Below are 16,566 nucleotides of genomic sequence, written 5' to 3'. Positions count from 1 at the left end.
GCAGTTGTGAAATTAGTCATTCGTTGTACCTCCATCTACGATTTTCAATTTAGATGTCATATCAGCATGACCGACACCACAATATTCGTTGCAGAGTATTAGATGTTCTCCAGGCTCATCAAAGGTCATATCATATGTGGAAATTAGACCCGGTTCAGCCATCATGTTGATATTTGTCCCAACGACTTGAAAGCCGTGAACAACATCTGGGCTGGTGACATGGACTTTAACTTTAGAACCCACAGGAATTTCAACTTCACCTGGTTCATACATAAAAGCACTCGCAACAAAATATAAATCATAATCATGATCTCCAGAAGTTGCCTCGACGAGTCCGGGCTCTTTAAATCGTTCATCATCTCTGACATGTTCAGGATTTATAGTTTCAATACCACTTGCAGCAGGTGTGTGCCCACCATGGACTGCAGATATACCTAAAATAATTAAAAATATCGCAAGAGAACCGGTCCCAAGCGTAATCCAAATTTTCTCAAACTTGTGCATGTGTTAACCTACATCCTTTCCATGAATAAAATAAATGCACCGAACCAACTGAGTAACATTAAACCTCCGAGAAAAAGTACCATCATAAATGTGCCTCTTAAATCCATATTTTGATGGCTATCTTCTTCGTTCTTTTTGTCTAAATTTTTCTTCTCAGTCATACTTTCACCTTCTTTACGAATGTTTTCTATACATAAATTGTAAGCGAGTAGGCCTCAGAAAAAAGTGATATTTGTCACACTTTATGATAAAATTTACTCAAATGACTGGAGGTTAAATTATGATGAATAATACAATTTTTTATCCTGACCAACTCATTAGTCTTATAGAAACTCACGGCTCAAAAATGAGCTTTAACAAAGGCGATTATATTTATTATCCAGGTGATGAAACAACCTACATATGCACCATTAAAAAAGGACAAGTATTTATTAGTCGTATGCAACCAGAAGGTGTTGAATTGGCCACAAATTTAATTAGTGAGAAAGGCATATTTGGTGCTGTAACACTCTTTTGTGGACCGAAAGTTCATGCAACTTACGCTAAGGCAAAAGTAAATACAGAAATCTATAAAATTTCTAGAAAGAGATTTGAGACTCTAATATTAGAAAATGAAGATATAAAAACAGAATGGATGCACTGGGTAGAGATTGATCGACAACGCTCAATTACTAAAATGCGAGACAATATCATGTACGGTAAAATTGGGGCACTTTGTTCAACTTTAATTCGCTTATCCAATTCATTTGGTGAAAAGACTTCAAAAGGGATTGTAATTAAAACAAAGATTACAAACCAAGAGATGGGGCAATTGTGTGGAACCTCTAGAGAGGTCGTTAATAGATTATTGAGAGAATTAATTCAGCAGGAATTGATTACAATAGAAAATAAAGTAATTACAATACATAACATCGAAAAACTACGACATATGATTAATTGTGAAGACTGTCATATAGATGTTTGCCAAGTATTTTAAAGCGCTTTCAGACTTTTTAGTTTACTTCTATATATTTTGTGGTATTATTATATTAATAGAAATTCCTGAAGAGTTCGTGATGTGTTGAATTATATTTTGACCTAACACCTTTTTAAACGGGAGCCTAATTGGTTTTCTTTCGAAAAACAAGCCTATGAACGCAATAGGACGTTTGGAGTTGGAAACAGGGCACCCACCTGCAAATAGCAGGCCAAAATAATCAACAATAACACACGGCTTATGTTGGGTATTTCGGTAGCCACCAAGTTTTCTTGGTGGTTATTTTTTATGAGAAAAAGCAGTGTGGATTTTCCACACTGCTTTATTTATTTAAATTTTTAAGTTTGCGATAGGTTTCGGTTAAAGTTTGCTCGTATTTACTAATGCCATCATCTTTATAATATCTCTTATTTTTAATCGCATCAGGTAGATATTGTTGACTAACAACATGGTTAGGATAATCATGTGGGTATTTGTAGCCAATGGCATTACCTAATTCCTTAGCACCTTTATAATGTCCATCCCTTAGATGGCGAGGTATTGCACCGGTTTTTCCTTTACGTACGTCAGATAATGCCTGATCAATACTTGTAATTGCTGTATTTGATTTAGGTGTTAAGGCGAGCTCAATTACAGCTTGTGACAGAGGAATACGCGCTTCTGGAAAACCAAGTCGTTCTGCAGCAATTATCGCATCAAGAGTTCTGGATGCGATGTTTGGATTTGCAAGGGAAATATCTTCATAAGCAATGACGAGTATACGTCTTGCAATTGTAACCAAATCACCAGCTTCAATTAAACGTGCTAGGTAGTGAAGCGCTGCATCGACATCGCTACCACGAATAGATTTCTGTAAGGCGCTCATTACATCATAATGCATGTCACCGTCTTTATCGTGTAAGAATGCTGATTTTTGCATACAATCTAAGGCATCTTGCAAGGTGATGTTAACAGTACCATCTTCTTTGTTAGAACTTAAGGCAGCAAGCTCTAGAGCATTTAAAGCACTTCTTACATCACCATGTGAAGAGGAAACAAAGTGTTCAATTGCATCGTCTTCAATTGTTATATTTAAATCAGCTAAACCACGTTCACTATCGTTAAGAGCTCTCTGGATTGCGGTTTTAATATCCTCTGTTTCTAATGGATTTAGTTCAAAAATCTGAGTTCTTGAGCGAATGGCGGGATTAATTGCATGGTAGGGATTGGAGGTTGTCGCCCCAATTAGAATAATCGTACCTTTCTCTAAATGAGGTAAAAGAAAATCTTGTTTAGCCTTATCCAGCCTGTGGATTTCATCTAAGAGTAAGATGACACTCCCGCTCATTTTACCTTCTTCTGCCACAATCTGCATATCTTTCTTAGTATCCGTCACCGCATTTAAAGTGCGGAATTTATATTTAGTTGAACCAGCAATGGCACTTGCTATACTGGTCTTACCAATACCCGGTGGGCCATATAAAATCATTGATGACAATCTTTTTGCGTCGACCATACGTCTTATAATACCACCTTGGCCGACGAGATGGTTCTGACCTAGGACTTCATCAATATTTTGAGGACGCATTCGATAGCTTAACGGTTGGTTATTCATAGTTTTTCACCTTACTTTAAAGATATGTTATATTTAATTATAATACAAAATCTTTATGAACTTAAATTTTAGAGGTGTAACAATGAAAATATCCACTAAAGGTAGATATGGATTATATTTTATGCTGACATTAGCAAAAGAATATGGCATAAAAAAACGTAGTGTAAAATCAGTAGCAATAGAAAGAGATATTAGTGATTTATATCTAGAACAGATTGTTGCTAACTTAAAGAAAGATGGTTTAGTTAAAAGTACAAGAGGTGCGTACGGGGGATATGAACTAAATTATCCACCAAAAGAAATAACAGTAGGGCAAGTGTTCTCTGCAGTAGAAGAAAATGTCATGGTGGTTGATTCCGACGATCATGAGAGTAAAAATGAAAGCTTCTTGTGGAAACGTATTGGTAATGCCGTTAACGATGTGTTAGATCACACGACCTTACACGATATTATCGACAATGATACAGATGAATTTGATGGATATATGTTTTATATCTAAATGTTAAATGCCCCTAGATTAAAAAATCTAAGGGCATTTTTTATATACCTATTCTTTAGAACCTACCTGATTTAACGATTGACCAGAGGAGCCAAATAAACATGCCCATTGCAAAAATAGCTGCAATTTCAATGATAGGTATTCTAAAAATAATACTACCTTCACCGAGTATAGCTGAGCCGACTATAAGTCCTACCATGACAATACTAAAGGCAAGTAAAACAATAGAGAAACTAAGTCGGTTAATGACTCTATCTAGATGTTTTGAAAATTGGGAACGGCCTTTAACATCAATTTCAATCGGTAAATTAGAGTTTTTTAAGCCTTTAGAAAACTGGTGCACATTAGAAGTTACATCTCTAAGTTCTGTACCAATTTGCTGGAGCTCATCGATTTGAAAATCGATTAAGTTTTTAGGGTTATATCTTTCAAGTAATAAAGCCTTACCAAACGGTTCAGCAACGTCCATAATACTAAAGTCTGGATCCAGCTTACTGACGACACCTTCTAGAGTTAAGAGTGTCTTCGCTAGTATTGTGAAGTCTTGAGGTAACTTAATTTTATACTTATTCGCAATGCCAAATAAATCATTGACTGCATCAGAGAAATTCAATTTGGATAAGGGAACATCATAATATTTATCTCTCATGATTTCCGCTTCACGATTTAACTTTTTCATTGAGACATCAGCTGGGACAACACCCATTTTTACGATAGATTTAACAACACCTGATGCATCTTTTTTCATTAATGAAATCAGTAATGAACCAAAGTTATTTTTTAAATCACTTGTCAAGCGACCAATCATTCCAAAGTCTAAAAAGACGAGACTGCCGTCATTTAACACACTGACATTACCTGGATGCGGATCACCGTGGAAGTAGCCATCTTCAAAGATTTGTTTAAAAATTGACTTAGCTAGTGTGTCTGCCACTTTACTTCGGTCAATATTTAATGCATCGAGCTTATCGAATTGGTTTATAGGTGTACCTTTTATAAAGTCCATCACTAAAACTTCTTTAGTCGTATAATCCCAATGAATACCAGGGATGATTACACGACTGTCATGCTTATGAGTTTTACTTATGCGTTCCATATTTCTCGCTTCAATCGTATAATCTAATTCATTGATTAAAGCGGTTGAAAATTCATCGATCATATCGGTAACTTGATAGTTTCTTGCCCACTCAAGATTTGACTCAGCGAGTGTTGCTAAATGCCTGAGAATTTCAAGGTCTGTGCGGACAGTCTTTTCAATATTTGGACGTTGCACCTTAACGGCAACATCTTCACCACTTAATAACATTGCCCGGTGAACTTGACCAATTGAGGCAGACCCGACTGGATCTTCATCAAAGATCATAAATATTTCATCCATTGGAGCGCCGAGTGCATCTTCAATAATCGTCTTCACATTGTCACTCGGAAAACTTGGCACGTGACTCTGTAGTTTTTCAAGTTCTTTAATGAGCTCTGGTGGGAGTAAGTCACCACGTGTAGAAGCAATTTGACCTAGCTTAATAAAGGTGGTCCCCATCGATTCGATAAACAAGCGAATTCTCTCTGCATAGGTTAATTCTTGAACTTCATCATCTTTTTGACAAATTAGTAATCTTCTTGGTAGGGAAATTACCTTATCTAGGCCGAGCTCCTCAATAATATAACCAAAGCCACTTTTTGAAATTGCAATTGCAATTTCTCTGTAGCGATTAATGTAAGACACACGTGTTTGCAGACTCATAAACCATCACTCCTATATGAAAAAACGCTTAAGTCTATTATAGAATAAACTAAAGTAATAGTTAAAGTATAGGACTTAGAAAAACTGATTGAATAATGCTTTAATCGCAGGGACATGATCCTGTGACTGTATGGCAAACATCATACTATATTCAGTCGAACCTTGATTCATCATACGAATATTTATATTGCTGTCAGCAAGTGCGGTAGTCACTCGCTGAACGGTTCCGACCTGCCGAGCCATACCAAGTCCGACAATGAATAAGAGACTAAGATTATCTTCGACTTCAATCCATTCAGGCTCTAGTTGTGTGTCGATATCTTCAATGACACGTTCTAAATTGTCGTTGCCTTCAAATTGATTGGAACGTATGATGATTGAAATATCATCAATTCCTGAAGGCATATGCTCATAAGATATGTTGTAATCTTCAAGTATTTGTAAAATCCGCTTTGTAAATCCGACTTCCTTGTTTAAAAGATACTTGTGTAAGTTTATGGAAATAAAACCTTCATCACATGAAAAGCCGATTACCGGAACTTTTGGATCTAAAGCTCTTTCGGCAACAATTTTTGTTCCTTCAACAGTTGGATCATTTGTATTTCTAATCATGACAGGGATTTTTTCCTGATAGAGTGGTTCAAGCGCTTCATCATGGAAGATACCAAAACCTGCATAGGCTAATTCTCGCATTTCTTTATAGGTGATTTCTTTAATCTTATAAGGATTATCTATAATACCTGGGTGTGCTGCAAAAATATAAGACTCATCCGTATAGTTCTCATAAATATCTGCAGATAGTCCTCGGGCAATGATCGCACCAGTTATATCTGATCCACCTCTCGCAAAAGTGATGATGTCATCATCTTCTGAATAGCCAAAGAATCCTGGAATAACTAAGACATCTTCTTCATAGTCTTTAAGTTTTTTTATTTCATCATAAGATGATTGGAGTAAGCGTGCGTTAGCAGGTGTATTTGAAACGATAATACCCGCTTCTTTTGGAGAGACGTACTTACTCGATAAGCCGAGCGTATTGAGGTATGTACTAATTAATTGAGCATTGAAATCTTCACCAGATGATTTAAGCGCATCGAGTAAATATGCTTGTTCCTCTATATTGTTTAAACGGTCATTTAAGATGGCCTCAAAACTTTCGACTATTTTTGTCTCTAAAGAAAGTTCTTCAGCGATTGAACGATAGCGATCCATGATTTCATCTATTATCTTAGAAGTATCCATATTTGCGACTTTATTTGTATAAAGCGCAATAAGTAGATCTGTGACTTTAACGTCATCATCAAAACGTTTACCAGGCGCACTAACAACTATGGTTTTAATGTCACGATCTTCTTTAACGATTGCTGCAACTTTTTTAATTTGACTTGCATTTGATAAGGAACTTCCACCGAATTTAGCTACTTTCATAATTAACACCTTTTTTTATATATTTTGATTAGTTTATTATATTACAAGAAAAGTTTAGAAAAGTGTAGAGTTTTCTGAATAATGTCTTGAAATTTTTTCAAAACGCATCTAATATGAGAATCTATAACAGATTATTGGAGGTCACTATGGAAAAGAAAATTGCCTTACTCGGAATGGGCACCGTTGGTAGTGGTGTTATCAAATTATTCAGAGAAAATGAAGACTTGATTAAAGAAACAACAGGTCTTACCTTTACCATTACACATATTTTAGTGTCAGATACAAAAAAAGTAAGAGACGTAGATGTATCAGACATGCATGTGACCGATAATATTGAAGAAATTAATTTAGATAACATTGATTTAGTCGTTGAAGTGATGGGTGGTATCAATGATACTAAAGACCTTTTACTACAGATTTTAGGATTAGGCATACCTGTCGTCACTGCGAATAAGGATATGTTAGCAATACACATAGATGAACTAGAGGAAAAAGCAATAGAAGCGAATACTAAGATTCTTTATGAAGCAGCAGTAGCTGGTGGTATTCCAATTATCAATAGTATGAAATATAGTTTAAACAGTAACAAAGTTAATAAAGTGATGGGTATTTTGAACGGTACGACAAACTATATGTTAACTAAGATGAGTGACGAGGGTTGGGATTATGAATTAGCCCTTTCTACAGCTCAAAATATTGGATACGCAGAAGCAGATCCTACAGCTGATGTTGACGGAATAGATGCTGGAAGAAAAATCTTATTGTTAGCAAGACTTGCCTTTCATAAGAAATTTGACTTCAATCAAGTCACTATGTCTGGTATATCTGGTGTGGAGATTAAGGATGTTAACATCGCTAAATCTAATGGCTTTACCATAAAGTTACTTGGGGTAGCTGAAGCGGTAAATGAGGATTATCACTTATCTGTTTCACCAATACTGATATCAAATAACCATCAACTGAGCAGTGTTAAAAATGAAAAAAATGCAGTGTATATTACAGGTAATGGCATCGGAGAAGCAATGTTTTATGGACCTGGGGCAGGAAGTTTAGAGACGGCCTCAGCAGTTTTAAGTGATATGATTAACGTCTTTAATATCGATGTGAATCAACTAACTTTACCGACAAAGACTGCTGCAATTAATAATGGTATAGTTGAAGCAGATTATTATATTCGTTTTAGTGAAGAAATTAAGATGGTTAAAAGTGTCTTAGATAGTGAGAACATTTCATATGAAGTTTTAGATGATGAAAACGCTATTTGTATTATAAAAGATGCTAATGAATCATCGTATAAAACATTTACAAATAAGCTAACGTCAGAAGTTTCATACCAAATATTAGGGGCTGATTTATAATGGCATGGCAAGGGCTAATTAAAGCGTTCGGAGCATATTTACCAATTACAGAACAGACACCTCAACTCACTTTATTTGAAGGTAACACGCCTTTAGTAAAATTAGAAAAAATTTCCGATACTTTAGGCATCGATTTATATGCTAAATTCGAAGGTTTGAATCCTACAGGATCATTTAAAGATAGAGGTATGGTACTTGCAGTTGCAAAAGCTAAAGAAGAGGGTGCACACACTGTAATCTGTGCGTCTACAGGAAATACTTCAGCTTCAGCTGCAGCCTATGCAGCTCGGGCAGGACTTAATGCAATTGTTGTGTTACCTGAAGGTAAGGTAGCAGCAGGGAAAATATCACAAGCGATGATGGCTGGTGCGAAAACGGTATCTATTGATGGTAATTTCGACGACGCCTTAAAAATTGTGCGTAAGATCGCTCTGAAAAATGAGGGTGTAGAATTAGTAAACTCCTTGAATCCATACCGTATTGAATGTCAAAAGACTGCAGCTTTTGAAGTGGTTGATGAATTAGGGAAAGCACCAGATTATTTAGCAATTCCGGTCGGTAATGCAGCTAATATTGCTGCTTATTGGAAAGGATTTAAAGAATACCATGAACAAAAACAATCTGGTTTACCAAAGATGTTTGGCTTTGAAGCAGAAGGGTCAGCTGCAATTGTTAAAGGGAAAGTTATTGAAAATCCAGAAACAATTGGTACAGCGATTCGTATCGGTAATCCAGCTTCCTGGACTAAGGCTGAAAAAGCGAGAGATGAATCAAAAGGTAAAATTGATGCTGTAACAGATGATGAAATTTTATCCGCTTATAAATTAGTTGCACAAACTGAAGGTGTCTTTTGTGAACCAGGGTCCGCAGCTTCTCTTGCAGGTGTCATAAAATCAGTGAATAACGGGTCAATTGAAAAAGGCACAACAGTCGTTACTGTACTTACAGGAAACGGACTTAAAGACCCAGATACAGCGATTGATACAGCTATGGAAAAACCGAAGAAACTACCATTAGATGAACAAGCGATTGTTGATTATATTGAGAGTTTAGGTCAATAATATGAGCGAGTTATCATTCAAAGTACCCGCATCAAGTGCTAACTTAGGACTCGGCTTTGACTCAATCGGTGTTGCAGTTGATCTGTTTTTAACTATTGAAACCACTTTAGCAGATGCGTTTAAAGTGGAATTTAAATCTAAAGAACTAGAAGTATTGCCATCTGATGAGACCAATCTAGTCTTTGAAACTGCATTAAAAATAGCGAAAGATTATAAGCGAACATTGCCACCAATCCATATGATTATGGATAGTGATATTCCACTTTCACATGGCTTAGGATCTTCTTCTAGTGCAATAGTTGCAGGAATAGAAATTGCAAATCATTATTTAGACTTAAATTTAAGTGACCACGAAAAAGTACTAATCGGCTGTCAGATAGAGGGACACCCAGATAATGTGGGCCCATGTATAACGGGCGGTGCTTTTGTGGGCTACTACTTAAATAATGAATTGTATTATTATCATATCGATATTGGGGAACTTGGAATAATTATTAGTGTGCCGGATTATGAGATTAATACTATTGAGGCTAGAGAAGTATTACCAAATGCCTATACAAGAGTAGAGGCAGTGGCGCAAAATGCCCTTGCCAATGTGATGATTCTCGCACTACAAAACCAAGATTATCAGTTAATGGGTCATTTAATGATGAAAGATAGCTTTCATGAACCCTATAGACAACCATTAATTCAGGAATTTGAAGAAATTAAGGAAATGGCACTCAAAAATGGTGCCTTAGCCACAGTAATCAGTGGCGCAGGGCCGACAGTTCTAACATTAGTTGAAGAAAATGATACAAGGGCTGTTTTAAAACACCTACAAACTATTCACTCCTGTGAGCATAGAATTGTGAATGTCTATCAGAAATAAAAAATGTGCACCTGACTTAAAATCAGGTGCACATTTGTCTTTTATTAAAGTTTGTTATATTCGCTTGCAACCTCAGCAAACAGGTCGTAGGATTTTAATAATGCATCCATATCATAAATATACGAAGCAACAATCAACTCATCTACATTATATTTCTCTTGGAATTTTTCTAAACTCGCCATCGCGTCCGCCTTGTCACCTAAGAACTGAATTGGGAACTGCTGCTTAATCGTATTTTCTTCCATTGGTGTCCATAATCCTTCCATGGAATCAACAGGTGGTTGAAGTTGTTCTCTTTTATTTCTAATTAGTCCAATAATAGTTTGGTAATGTGTCGTTGCTAGATGCTCTGCTTGAGACGTCGTTTCAGCTAAAATAGCATTAACTGATGCCATTTTATACGGTTTGTCGAGTTGGGCACTCGGCACAAAATTATTTTCATATATAATAAAGGCTTCATTCATCTGAGCAGGTGCAAAGTGTGAAGCAAAGGCATAAGGTAAGCCGAGTTTCGCCGCAATGTGGGCAGAGTCTGTTGAAGAGCCCAATACATATAAGGGGACGTTTGATCCTTCACCTGGATATGCAACTAAGGCAGCCCCGTTATCCGCTAGGTAACGACGGAGCTCTTCTATTTCATCTTTAAATGAAAATACACCTTCGTGATTACTGCGTCTAATTGCATTAGCAGTTAACATATCTGTACCTGGTGCACGACCAAGCCCTAAGTCTAAACGATCACCAAAAATTGCATGGAGTGTACCGAACTCCTCTGCAACAATATAAGGAGAGTGGTTAGGTAGCATGACCCCTCCAGATCCTACTCTAATCTCATCAGTATTTTGTAAGATATGTTGGATGAGTTGTCTAGTCGCACTGGATGCAAGAGATCTCATATTATGATGTTCTGAAATCCAGTATCTTTGATAGGCTGTTTTATCCACATGTTTAGCCAAAGTAATCATATCTTCAAAAGCACCTGTAGCATTAGAACCTTCTCTTACAGGAACTAAATTTAATACAGATATATTAATGTTTTTCGACATTTGTGAACCTCCATGAATTTATATTATTTATTACATTTTCTTATATCCAAACAGAAAAGTATAAATATCTGCTCGAACATGATAAAATCTATAAGAATTATGTATGAGATAAGAGGGATAGTATGTCAATTTATGTAGATTATGCAGCGACAACACCAATTGATGAATCAATATTACAAGAGATGCTAAATAATGCGGATAAGTTTGGAAATCCATCAAGTATTCATCGGATTGGTAAAGAAGCGAAAGCTTTTTATGAACAATCACGACAACGAGTTGCCAAACATCTAAATGCTAGAGCTGACGAAATTGTCTTTACGGGGAGTGCCACGGAGGCAAATAATTTTGTCATTCGTGGGATTAGTGGTTTTTATGAAAAACCTCATATTATTACAACGAACGTTGAACATGCTTCTGTTAAGGAAACTTTTGATGATATAAAAGAGAATGTTGATATTACTTATTTGAATGTCAACGAGACAGGTTTAATAGATGTCGATGAGCTAAAGGCCGCACTTAGACCAGAAACAAAGCTCGTCTCGATAATCATGGTAAACAACGAAACAGGTACGATTCAACCTGTTGAAGCGATCGCGAATGTCTTGAATGAAACTGATGCTCTTTTCCACATTGATGCAGTCCAAGCATTTAAGCAACTACCTATTGATGTTAAGGCATTATCTTGTGACTTCCTCACCTTAAGTGGACATAAATTAAATGCGCCTAAAGGTATAGGTGTCTTATATGTGAAAAACAATACACATATTAAACGCATGATTACTGGTGGCTCCCAGGAAAGGGAACGTCGAGCGGGTACCGAAAATACTTTATATGCTTATGCAATGAGTTTAGCGGTAGAAAAGGCAGCTGAAAATAGAGAGAGAAATACAGAGCAACTTAATCTATTAAAAGATTCATTCATTAAGTCACTAGAAGATGATAAGGTGCCATTTGAAATCAATGGAGACATTTCTAATCAGACAGGACATATATTGAATTTATATTTCCCGTGGAGTGAATCGGAATACTTGTTAACTGCCTTAGATATGAAAGGTGTATATGCCTCTGGTGGCTCAGCTTGTAATGCGGGTACAGTCGTCCCCTCACATGTTATTACAGCCATGTACGACAAAGACCGTAGCAAGCATTCTTTACGTTTTAGTTTCTCAGAACAACTATCCCCCTCAGATATAAAAACAGTCTCGAGCGCTTTAAGTAAAATATATAATAATTTAAATGAAAACGGCTTTATTTAAGCTAAAGAAAAAGAAAGGAAGATTTACAAATGTCTAATAATGACACAACTGTAGTCGTTGGTATGAGCGGTGGTGTAGACTCTTCAGTCACAGCGAAACTCTTATTAGAACAAGGCTATAACGTGATCGGTATTTTTATGAAAAATTGGGATGATACAGATGAGTTTGGTGTATGTACAGCAACTGAGGACTACGAAGATGTGAGGTTGGTTGCCGAAGAAATCGGTATACCATACTACTCTGTTAACTTTGAAAAGGAATATTACGACCGTGTATTCCAGTATTTCCTCGACGAATATAAAAAAGGACGTACACCTAATCCAGATGTGATGTGTAACAAAGAAATTAAATTTAAAGCATTCTTAGACCATGCAATGAAACTTGGAGCAGATTATGTAGCAACTGGTCATTATGCTAGAGTTGAGCATGATGGTGAAAATGTACGTATGCTTCGTGGGGTAGATAATAATAAAGATCAAACTTATTTCTTGAATCAATTATCTAAAGAACAACTTTCTAAAGTGATGTTTCCACTCGGTCACCTTGAGAAAAAAGAAGTGCGTGAATTAGCACATCAATACGATCTAGCAACTAAAGATAAGAAAGATTCAACAGGGATATGTTTTATCGGAGAAAGAGACTTTAAACAATTTTTAAGTAACTATTTACCAGCAAATCCGGGAAGAATGATTAACTTAGAAACTGGTGAAGATAAAGGACGTCATGATGGCTTAATGTACTACACTATAGGACAAAGACAAGGTCTTGGTATTGGTGGAGATGGTGGGCCCTATTTTGTTGCAGGTAAAAACCTAGAAACAAACGAATTGTACGTTGTACAAGGTGATGGGTCGAATGCCTTAACTTCAACGAGACTACTTGCAAGTGAAGTGAACTTTATAAACCCAGTTGAAGATACTTTTGAAGCAACAGCGAAATTCCGCTATAGACAAAAAGATGTGCCGGTAACTGTTAGAGTGATGGGCGACGATCAGATAGAGGTCACTTACGATTCAGCAAATGCTGTCACACCAGGTCAAGCAGTTGTACTCTATGACGGTGATACTGTAATTGGCGGGGCGACGATTGATTCAGTATATAGAAATGATGAGAGATTGGAGTATCTGGCTTAATGTTTGCATATAAGACGCTCATTGAAAAAGGGGACTATGAAGCAGCTTTAGAAGAAATTTTTAAAGCGATAGATGAATCTCCAAAAGAAGACACACACTATATAAACGGTGCCGTTGTTTTGTCAACTATAGGTAAAATAGAAGAAGCAGAACGTTTTTTACAACAAGCACTAGTGATTAATCCAGATAGTTTTAGTGCCTTATATACGCTTGGTAATTTATATTTTGATGCTGAGCGTTATAATGAAGCAAGAACAGTTTATTTAACTGCTTATGGTAGTAAAATGGATGATGGAGATTTAAATTTCATGCTAGGTCGCACACACGTCAATACCGGTGAAATTAAAATGAGCATCCCATTTTTTGAAAAAGCATATCAAAGCATGCCAGATGACACAGATTTATTGTTTAACTATGGTTTAGCATTGTGTCAAGTCGAACAATATGTACCTGCGGTTAAACTATTATCGTCAGTGACAGAAAAAATCGATCATGCAGATGCTGAATATAATCTAGGACTTGCAATATACATGCTAACTGAGGATAAGAGTAAGGCAACTGAACATTTTAAGAAGGCGACTGAAATTCAAGCAGATCATCATCTAAGTCATCACGCCTTAAAAAAATTTAATGAGTTGGAGTAGATTCTATGGCTGATCACGGACAAACTTCAATATATGACGAACTTTATATTATCGGTGATGTGGACCGCGTTATCTTCATGAGCGAAGATTCGCGGTTTCATGTATTGAAAGTTAATATTACAAAGACAAATACTAAGTTCCGTGATGATGGTATAGTCACTGGATTCTTTCATGAAATTGAAGAAGGTGAAAGTTACCGTTTTGTTGGTAAGGTAACAAGCCACCAAAGATTTGGTGAGCAATTCGCAGCAGATAGTTTTCATAAGGAAATTCCAGATACTAATGAAGGGCTGATTCAATACTTCTCTAGTGATAAGTTTCCTGGTGTAGGAACTAAAACAGCAGAAAAAATTGTTGAAACGCTTGGTTTAGAAGCCATTAGTATCATTACAAATGATGACGATGCTCTAAATAAGGTTAAGGGTTTAACAAAACAAAAAAGACAGATGATAACTGATACTGTTAGACAGTCTAACCTATCAGATGAAGCTTATTTGTTGATGATTAATTTAAATATAGAACCATCTAAGCGTTCTAAAATTATTGATACATATAAGAGTGATACTTTAAATATATTGAGAAATCACCCTTATCAACTCGTCAGTGATATCTTTGGCATAGGTTTTAAAAAGGCTGACCAAATCGCATTGAATTCAGGTATTAATGCGGATGATCCAGAGCGCTTGGTTGCTGGTGTCATGTATACGATTAGCGATGAAATCAATGCGGTCGGTCACACTTATACGACTGTTGATTTAATACAAGATAAAACCCTAACACTCTTAAATACATCAAAAAATTACTTTACCAAGAGTGATATTGATGTGGCGCTTGAGACCTTAGCTTTAAACAAGAAGCTAATCTTAAAAGATCAACGTGTCACTATGCCGAATATCTATCATTCTGAGTATAAAGCAGCGAATAAGCTTTCTCATATTATGGATTTTAAAATCGATGAGATTGATGTGGATGAAGCTAGACATACCATTAAAGAAATCGAAAAATCATTCGATATAAATTATAGTGACAAACAGCGAACATCGATATTAAATTCAATCACTGAAAAGGTTTCGATAATTACGGGGGGACCGGGTACTGGTAAAACAACAATAGTTAAAGGGATTATCGCCCTGTATAAGGAAATGTATGACTATAAAAATTTCAGTGAATATGAAGATGGGGAATATCCTATTAAACTTGCGGCACCAACAGGTCGTGCAGCGAAGCGGATGGCGGATACTTCAGGTATAGAAGCGAAGACGATTCACAGGATGATCGGCTGGGGTCAAGATACTGAAGCTGACGAGATTTTAGATAATGAGATTGATGCAGAATTAATAATTATTGATGAAATGTCCATGGTCGATACATGGTTATTTTATCAGTTGATGCAAAATGTAATGCCACATACCAGACTCGTTTTTGTAGGAGACAGTGACCAATTACCGTCAGTTGGTCCTGGTCGAGTATTTAAAGATTTAATTAAGTCTAATGTTATAAATACGACAATTCTCGACACAGTTTACCGTCAAGGCGAAGGTTCGTCTATCGTTAGTCTTGCATACGATATTGCTAATGGTAATCCTATGAATATCACAGATAAGTTTAAAGACAGGGTGTTTTTCCCTGCAAATGCGAACCAAATTGTAGAAGTAGTAGATAAGGTCGCTACAAGAGCTGTTGAAAAGGGTTATGACATGAGAGATATTCAGGTACTTGCCCCGATTTACAGAGGACCTGCAGGCATTAATACCCTTAATCAACTACTCCAAGGTATTCTAAATCCTGAAGGTGACGACAAAACCGAAATAGAATTTGGTGATAAAGTATTTCGTAAAGGTGATAAGGTCATTCAACTTGTTAATCGAACAGAAGATAATGTATTTAATGGTGATTCTGGCATAATTTCCAACATCTTTTTAAAATCCGACGGCGAAACTGACAAGGACAAAATTGTCGTTGAATTTGAAACTGGACATATCTCCTATGAAAGAAAAGATTTGATGGAGCTTTCACATGCCTACTGTACGAGTATTCACAAAGCACAGGGTAGTGAATATCCTATTGTCATTATGCCTATCGTCTCTAGTTATTACCATATGTTGTTGAAGAACATTGTATATACAGGTATTACACGTGCGAAGGAGTCCTTGGTCTTATGTGGGGACCCTAATGCTTTTTACAGTGCAATTAATAGAGTAGGAATAGAAAGAAATACTATGTTAGAGGAATTTCTAAGAACGTATTGTAAAACCTTTTTACAACCGACAGCCTTGCCAGACTATCTAACGGAAGAAGTCGTCAACAAAGAATTAGTAGATCCAATGATTGGCATGGAGGGTATTACCCCGTATGAATTTGTTTGACACTTAAACCTTAAGATTTTATAATTGATTTAAATTTACTGGAATTTTAAATATACGGATTGTTTTTTTAGAGACATTGCGGTTGGTGC

15 protein-coding genes and 1 other RNA gene are annotated in these 16,566 nt (G+C 36.3%); 10 read left to right on the top strand and 6 right to left on the bottom strand.

The features are described 5' to 3' along the window. Positions 1-12: 12 nt before the first annotated feature. The gene (locus H624_RS0104115) at positions 13-504 is read right to left on the bottom strand and encodes a cytochrome c oxidase subunit II (protein ID WP_026866477.1); all 492 of its coding nucleotides are present in this window, start codon (positions 502-504) and stop codon (positions 13-15) included. 8 nt (positions 505-512) lie between these two features. Continuing rightward, a complete protein-coding gene (locus H624_RS12845; protein WP_240921823.1) occupies positions 513-665 on the bottom strand; it encodes a cytochrome c oxidase subunit 2A in 153 nt (50 codons plus the stop codon). Between the two features lie 119 nt (positions 666-784). Between H624_RS12845 and H624_RS0104105 the strand changes: the two genes are divergently transcribed. Next, positions 785-1,480 (top strand): Crp/Fnr family transcriptional regulator, encoded by a 696-nt coding sequence (locus tag H624_RS0104105; protein WP_051220472.1) that lies wholly within the window; start codon positions 785-787, stop codon positions 1,478-1,480. A 59-nt stretch (positions 1,481-1,539) separates the two neighbouring features. Beyond that, a non-coding RNA gene (ssrS, locus tag H624_RS12350) (6S RNA) lies at positions 1,540-1,734 on the top strand. 68 nt (positions 1,735-1,802) lie between these two features. On the opposite strand, the gene H624_RS0104100 is transcribed toward ssrS, so the two are convergent. After that, the gene (locus H624_RS0104100) at positions 1,803-3,074 is read right to left on the bottom strand and encodes a replication-associated recombination protein A (RefSeq protein WP_026866475.1); all 1,272 of its coding nucleotides are present in this window, start codon (positions 3,072-3,074) and stop codon (positions 1,803-1,805) included. 82 nt (positions 3,075-3,156) lie between these two features. On the opposite strand from H624_RS0104100, the gene H624_RS0104095 reads away from it, so the two are divergent. Next, positions 3,157-3,573 (top strand): RrF2 family transcriptional regulator, encoded by a 417-nt coding sequence (locus H624_RS0104095; protein WP_026866474.1) that lies wholly within the window; start codon positions 3,157-3,159, stop codon positions 3,571-3,573. 55 nt (positions 3,574-3,628) lie between these two features. On the opposite strand, the gene H624_RS0104090 is transcribed toward H624_RS0104095, so the two are convergent. After that, positions 3,629-5,314, bottom strand: coding sequence for an ABC1 kinase family protein (locus tag H624_RS0104090; RefSeq protein WP_026866473.1), 1,686 nt, complete (start codon positions 5,312-5,314; stop codon positions 3,629-3,631). 75 nt (positions 5,315-5,389) lie between these two features. Beyond that, positions 5,390-6,742 carry an aspartate kinase gene (locus tag H624_RS0104085; protein ID WP_026866472.1) on the bottom strand — a complete coding sequence of 451 codons (1,353 nt, stop codon included), beginning with the start codon at positions 6,740-6,742 and terminating at the stop codon, positions 5,390-5,392. A 146-nt stretch (positions 6,743-6,888) separates the two neighbouring features. On the opposite strand from H624_RS0104085, the gene H624_RS11575 reads away from it, so the two are divergent. From H624_RS11575 to thrB, 3 genes are read left to right on the top strand one after another with little or no spacing between them, the layout of a single operon-like run. Then, positions 6,889-8,100 (top strand): homoserine dehydrogenase, encoded by a 1,212-nt coding sequence (locus tag H624_RS11575; protein ID WP_051220471.1) that lies wholly within the window; start codon positions 6,889-6,891, stop codon positions 8,098-8,100. After that, complete coding sequence (gene thrC / locus H624_RS0104075; protein WP_026866471.1) at positions 8,100-9,161, top strand: threonine synthase; 1,062 nt, start codon at positions 8,100-8,102, stop codon at positions 9,159-9,161. Before H624_RS11575 ends, thrC begins: the two co-directional genes overlap by 1 nt. Before the next feature lies 1 nt (position 9,162). Continuing rightward, a complete protein-coding gene (gene thrB, locus H624_RS0104070) occupies positions 9,163-10,032 on the top strand; it encodes a homoserine kinase (RefSeq protein WP_026866470.1) in 870 nt (289 codons plus the stop codon). 44 nt (positions 10,033-10,076) lie between these two features. Here the strand turns inward: thrB and H624_RS0104065 are convergent, their stop codons facing one another. Then, positions 10,077-11,078 carry an LLM class flavin-dependent oxidoreductase gene (locus H624_RS0104065; protein ID WP_026866469.1) on the bottom strand — a complete coding sequence of 334 codons (1,002 nt, stop codon included), beginning with the start codon at positions 11,076-11,078 and terminating at the stop codon, positions 10,077-10,079. Positions 11,079-11,200: 122 nt separating this feature from the next. Here H624_RS0104065 and H624_RS0104060 point away from each other — a divergent pair, with 122 nt between their 5' ends. The 4 genes from H624_RS0104060 to recD2 are packed head-to-tail and all read left to right on the top strand — an operon-like array spanning position 11,201 to position 16,477. Further along, positions 11,201-12,334, top strand: coding sequence for a cysteine desulfurase family protein (locus tag H624_RS0104060; protein ID WP_026866468.1), 1,134 nt, complete (start codon positions 11,201-11,203; stop codon positions 12,332-12,334). A gap of 29 nt (positions 12,335-12,363) precedes the next feature. Further along, positions 12,364-13,467: a tRNA 2-thiouridine(34) synthase MnmA gene (gene mnmA / locus H624_RS0104055; RefSeq protein WP_026866467.1), complete on the top strand. Its 1,104-nt coding sequence runs from the start codon at positions 12,364-12,366 to the stop codon at positions 13,465-13,467. Continuing rightward, positions 13,467-14,111, top strand: coding sequence for a tetratricopeptide repeat protein (locus tag H624_RS0104050; protein ID WP_026866466.1), 645 nt, complete (start codon positions 13,467-13,469; stop codon positions 14,109-14,111). The genes mnmA and H624_RS0104050 overlap by 1 nt, the downstream gene beginning before the upstream one ends. A 5-nt stretch (positions 14,112-14,116) precedes the next feature. After that, positions 14,117-16,477: an SF1B family DNA helicase RecD2 gene (gene recD2 / locus H624_RS0104045; protein ID WP_026866465.1), complete on the top strand. Its 2,361-nt coding sequence runs from the start codon at positions 14,117-14,119 to the stop codon at positions 16,475-16,477. The last annotated feature ends 89 nt before the right edge of the window (positions 16,478-16,566 follow it).

Source organism: Jeotgalicoccus marinus DSM 19772, assembly GCF_000425825.1.
Classification (GTDB): domain Bacteria; phylum Bacillota; class Bacilli; order Staphylococcales; family Salinicoccaceae; genus Jeotgalicoccus; species Jeotgalicoccus marinus.
Note: the sequence above shows the minus strand (reverse complement) of the source record. Positions and strands in the feature narration are given on the sequence as shown.

What these genes read in the sequence shown, in the direction of transcription:
- H624_RS0104090 (WP_026866473.1), bottom strand. Translation starts at nt 5,314, where the DNA reads ATGAGTCTGCAAACACGTGTGTCTTACATTAATCGCTACAGAGAAATT.
- H624_RS12845 (WP_240921823.1), bottom strand. Translation starts at nt 665, where the DNA reads ATGACTGAGAAGAAAAATTTAGACAAAAAGAACGAAGAAGATAGCCAT.
- H624_RS0104050 (WP_026866466.1), top strand. Translation starts at nt 13,467, where the DNA reads ATGTTTGCATATAAGACGCTCATTGAAAAAGGGGACTATGAAGCAGCT.
- mnmA (WP_026866467.1), top strand. Translation starts at nt 12,364, where the DNA reads ATGTCTAATAATGACACAACTGTAGTCGTTGGTATGAGCGGTGGTGTA.
- H624_RS0104085 (WP_026866472.1), bottom strand. Translation starts at nt 6,742, where the DNA reads ATGAAAGTAGCTAAATTCGGTGGAAGTTCCTTATCAAATGCAAGTCAA.
- H624_RS11575 (WP_051220471.1), top strand. Translation starts at nt 6,889, where the DNA reads ATGGAAAAGAAAATTGCCTTACTCGGAATGGGCACCGTTGGTAGTGGT.
- H624_RS0104095 (WP_026866474.1), top strand. Translation starts at nt 3,157, where the DNA reads ATGAAAATATCCACTAAAGGTAGATATGGATTATATTTTATGCTGACA.
- thrB (WP_026866470.1), top strand. Translation starts at nt 9,163, where the DNA reads ATGAGCGAGTTATCATTCAAAGTACCCGCATCAAGTGCTAACTTAGGA.
- H624_RS0104065 (WP_026866469.1), bottom strand. Translation starts at nt 11,078, where the DNA reads ATGTCGAAAAACATTAATATATCTGTATTAAATTTAGTTCCTGTAAGA.
- H624_RS0104100 (WP_026866475.1), bottom strand. Translation starts at nt 3,074, where the DNA reads ATGAATAACCAACCGTTAAGCTATCGAATGCGTCCTCAAAATATTGAT.
- thrC (WP_026866471.1), top strand. Translation starts at nt 8,100, where the DNA reads ATGGCATGGCAAGGGCTAATTAAAGCGTTCGGAGCATATTTACCAATT.
- H624_RS0104115 (WP_026866477.1), bottom strand. Translation starts at nt 504, where the DNA reads ATGCACAAGTTTGAGAAAATTTGGATTACGCTTGGGACCGGTTCTCTT.
- H624_RS0104060 (WP_026866468.1), top strand. Translation starts at nt 11,201, where the DNA reads ATGTCAATTTATGTAGATTATGCAGCGACAACACCAATTGATGAATCA.
- recD2 (WP_026866465.1), top strand. Translation starts at nt 14,117, where the DNA reads ATGGCTGATCACGGACAAACTTCAATATATGACGAACTTTATATTATC.
- H624_RS0104105 (WP_051220472.1), top strand. Translation starts at nt 785, where the DNA reads ATGATGAATAATACAATTTTTTATCCTGACCAACTCATTAGTCTTATA.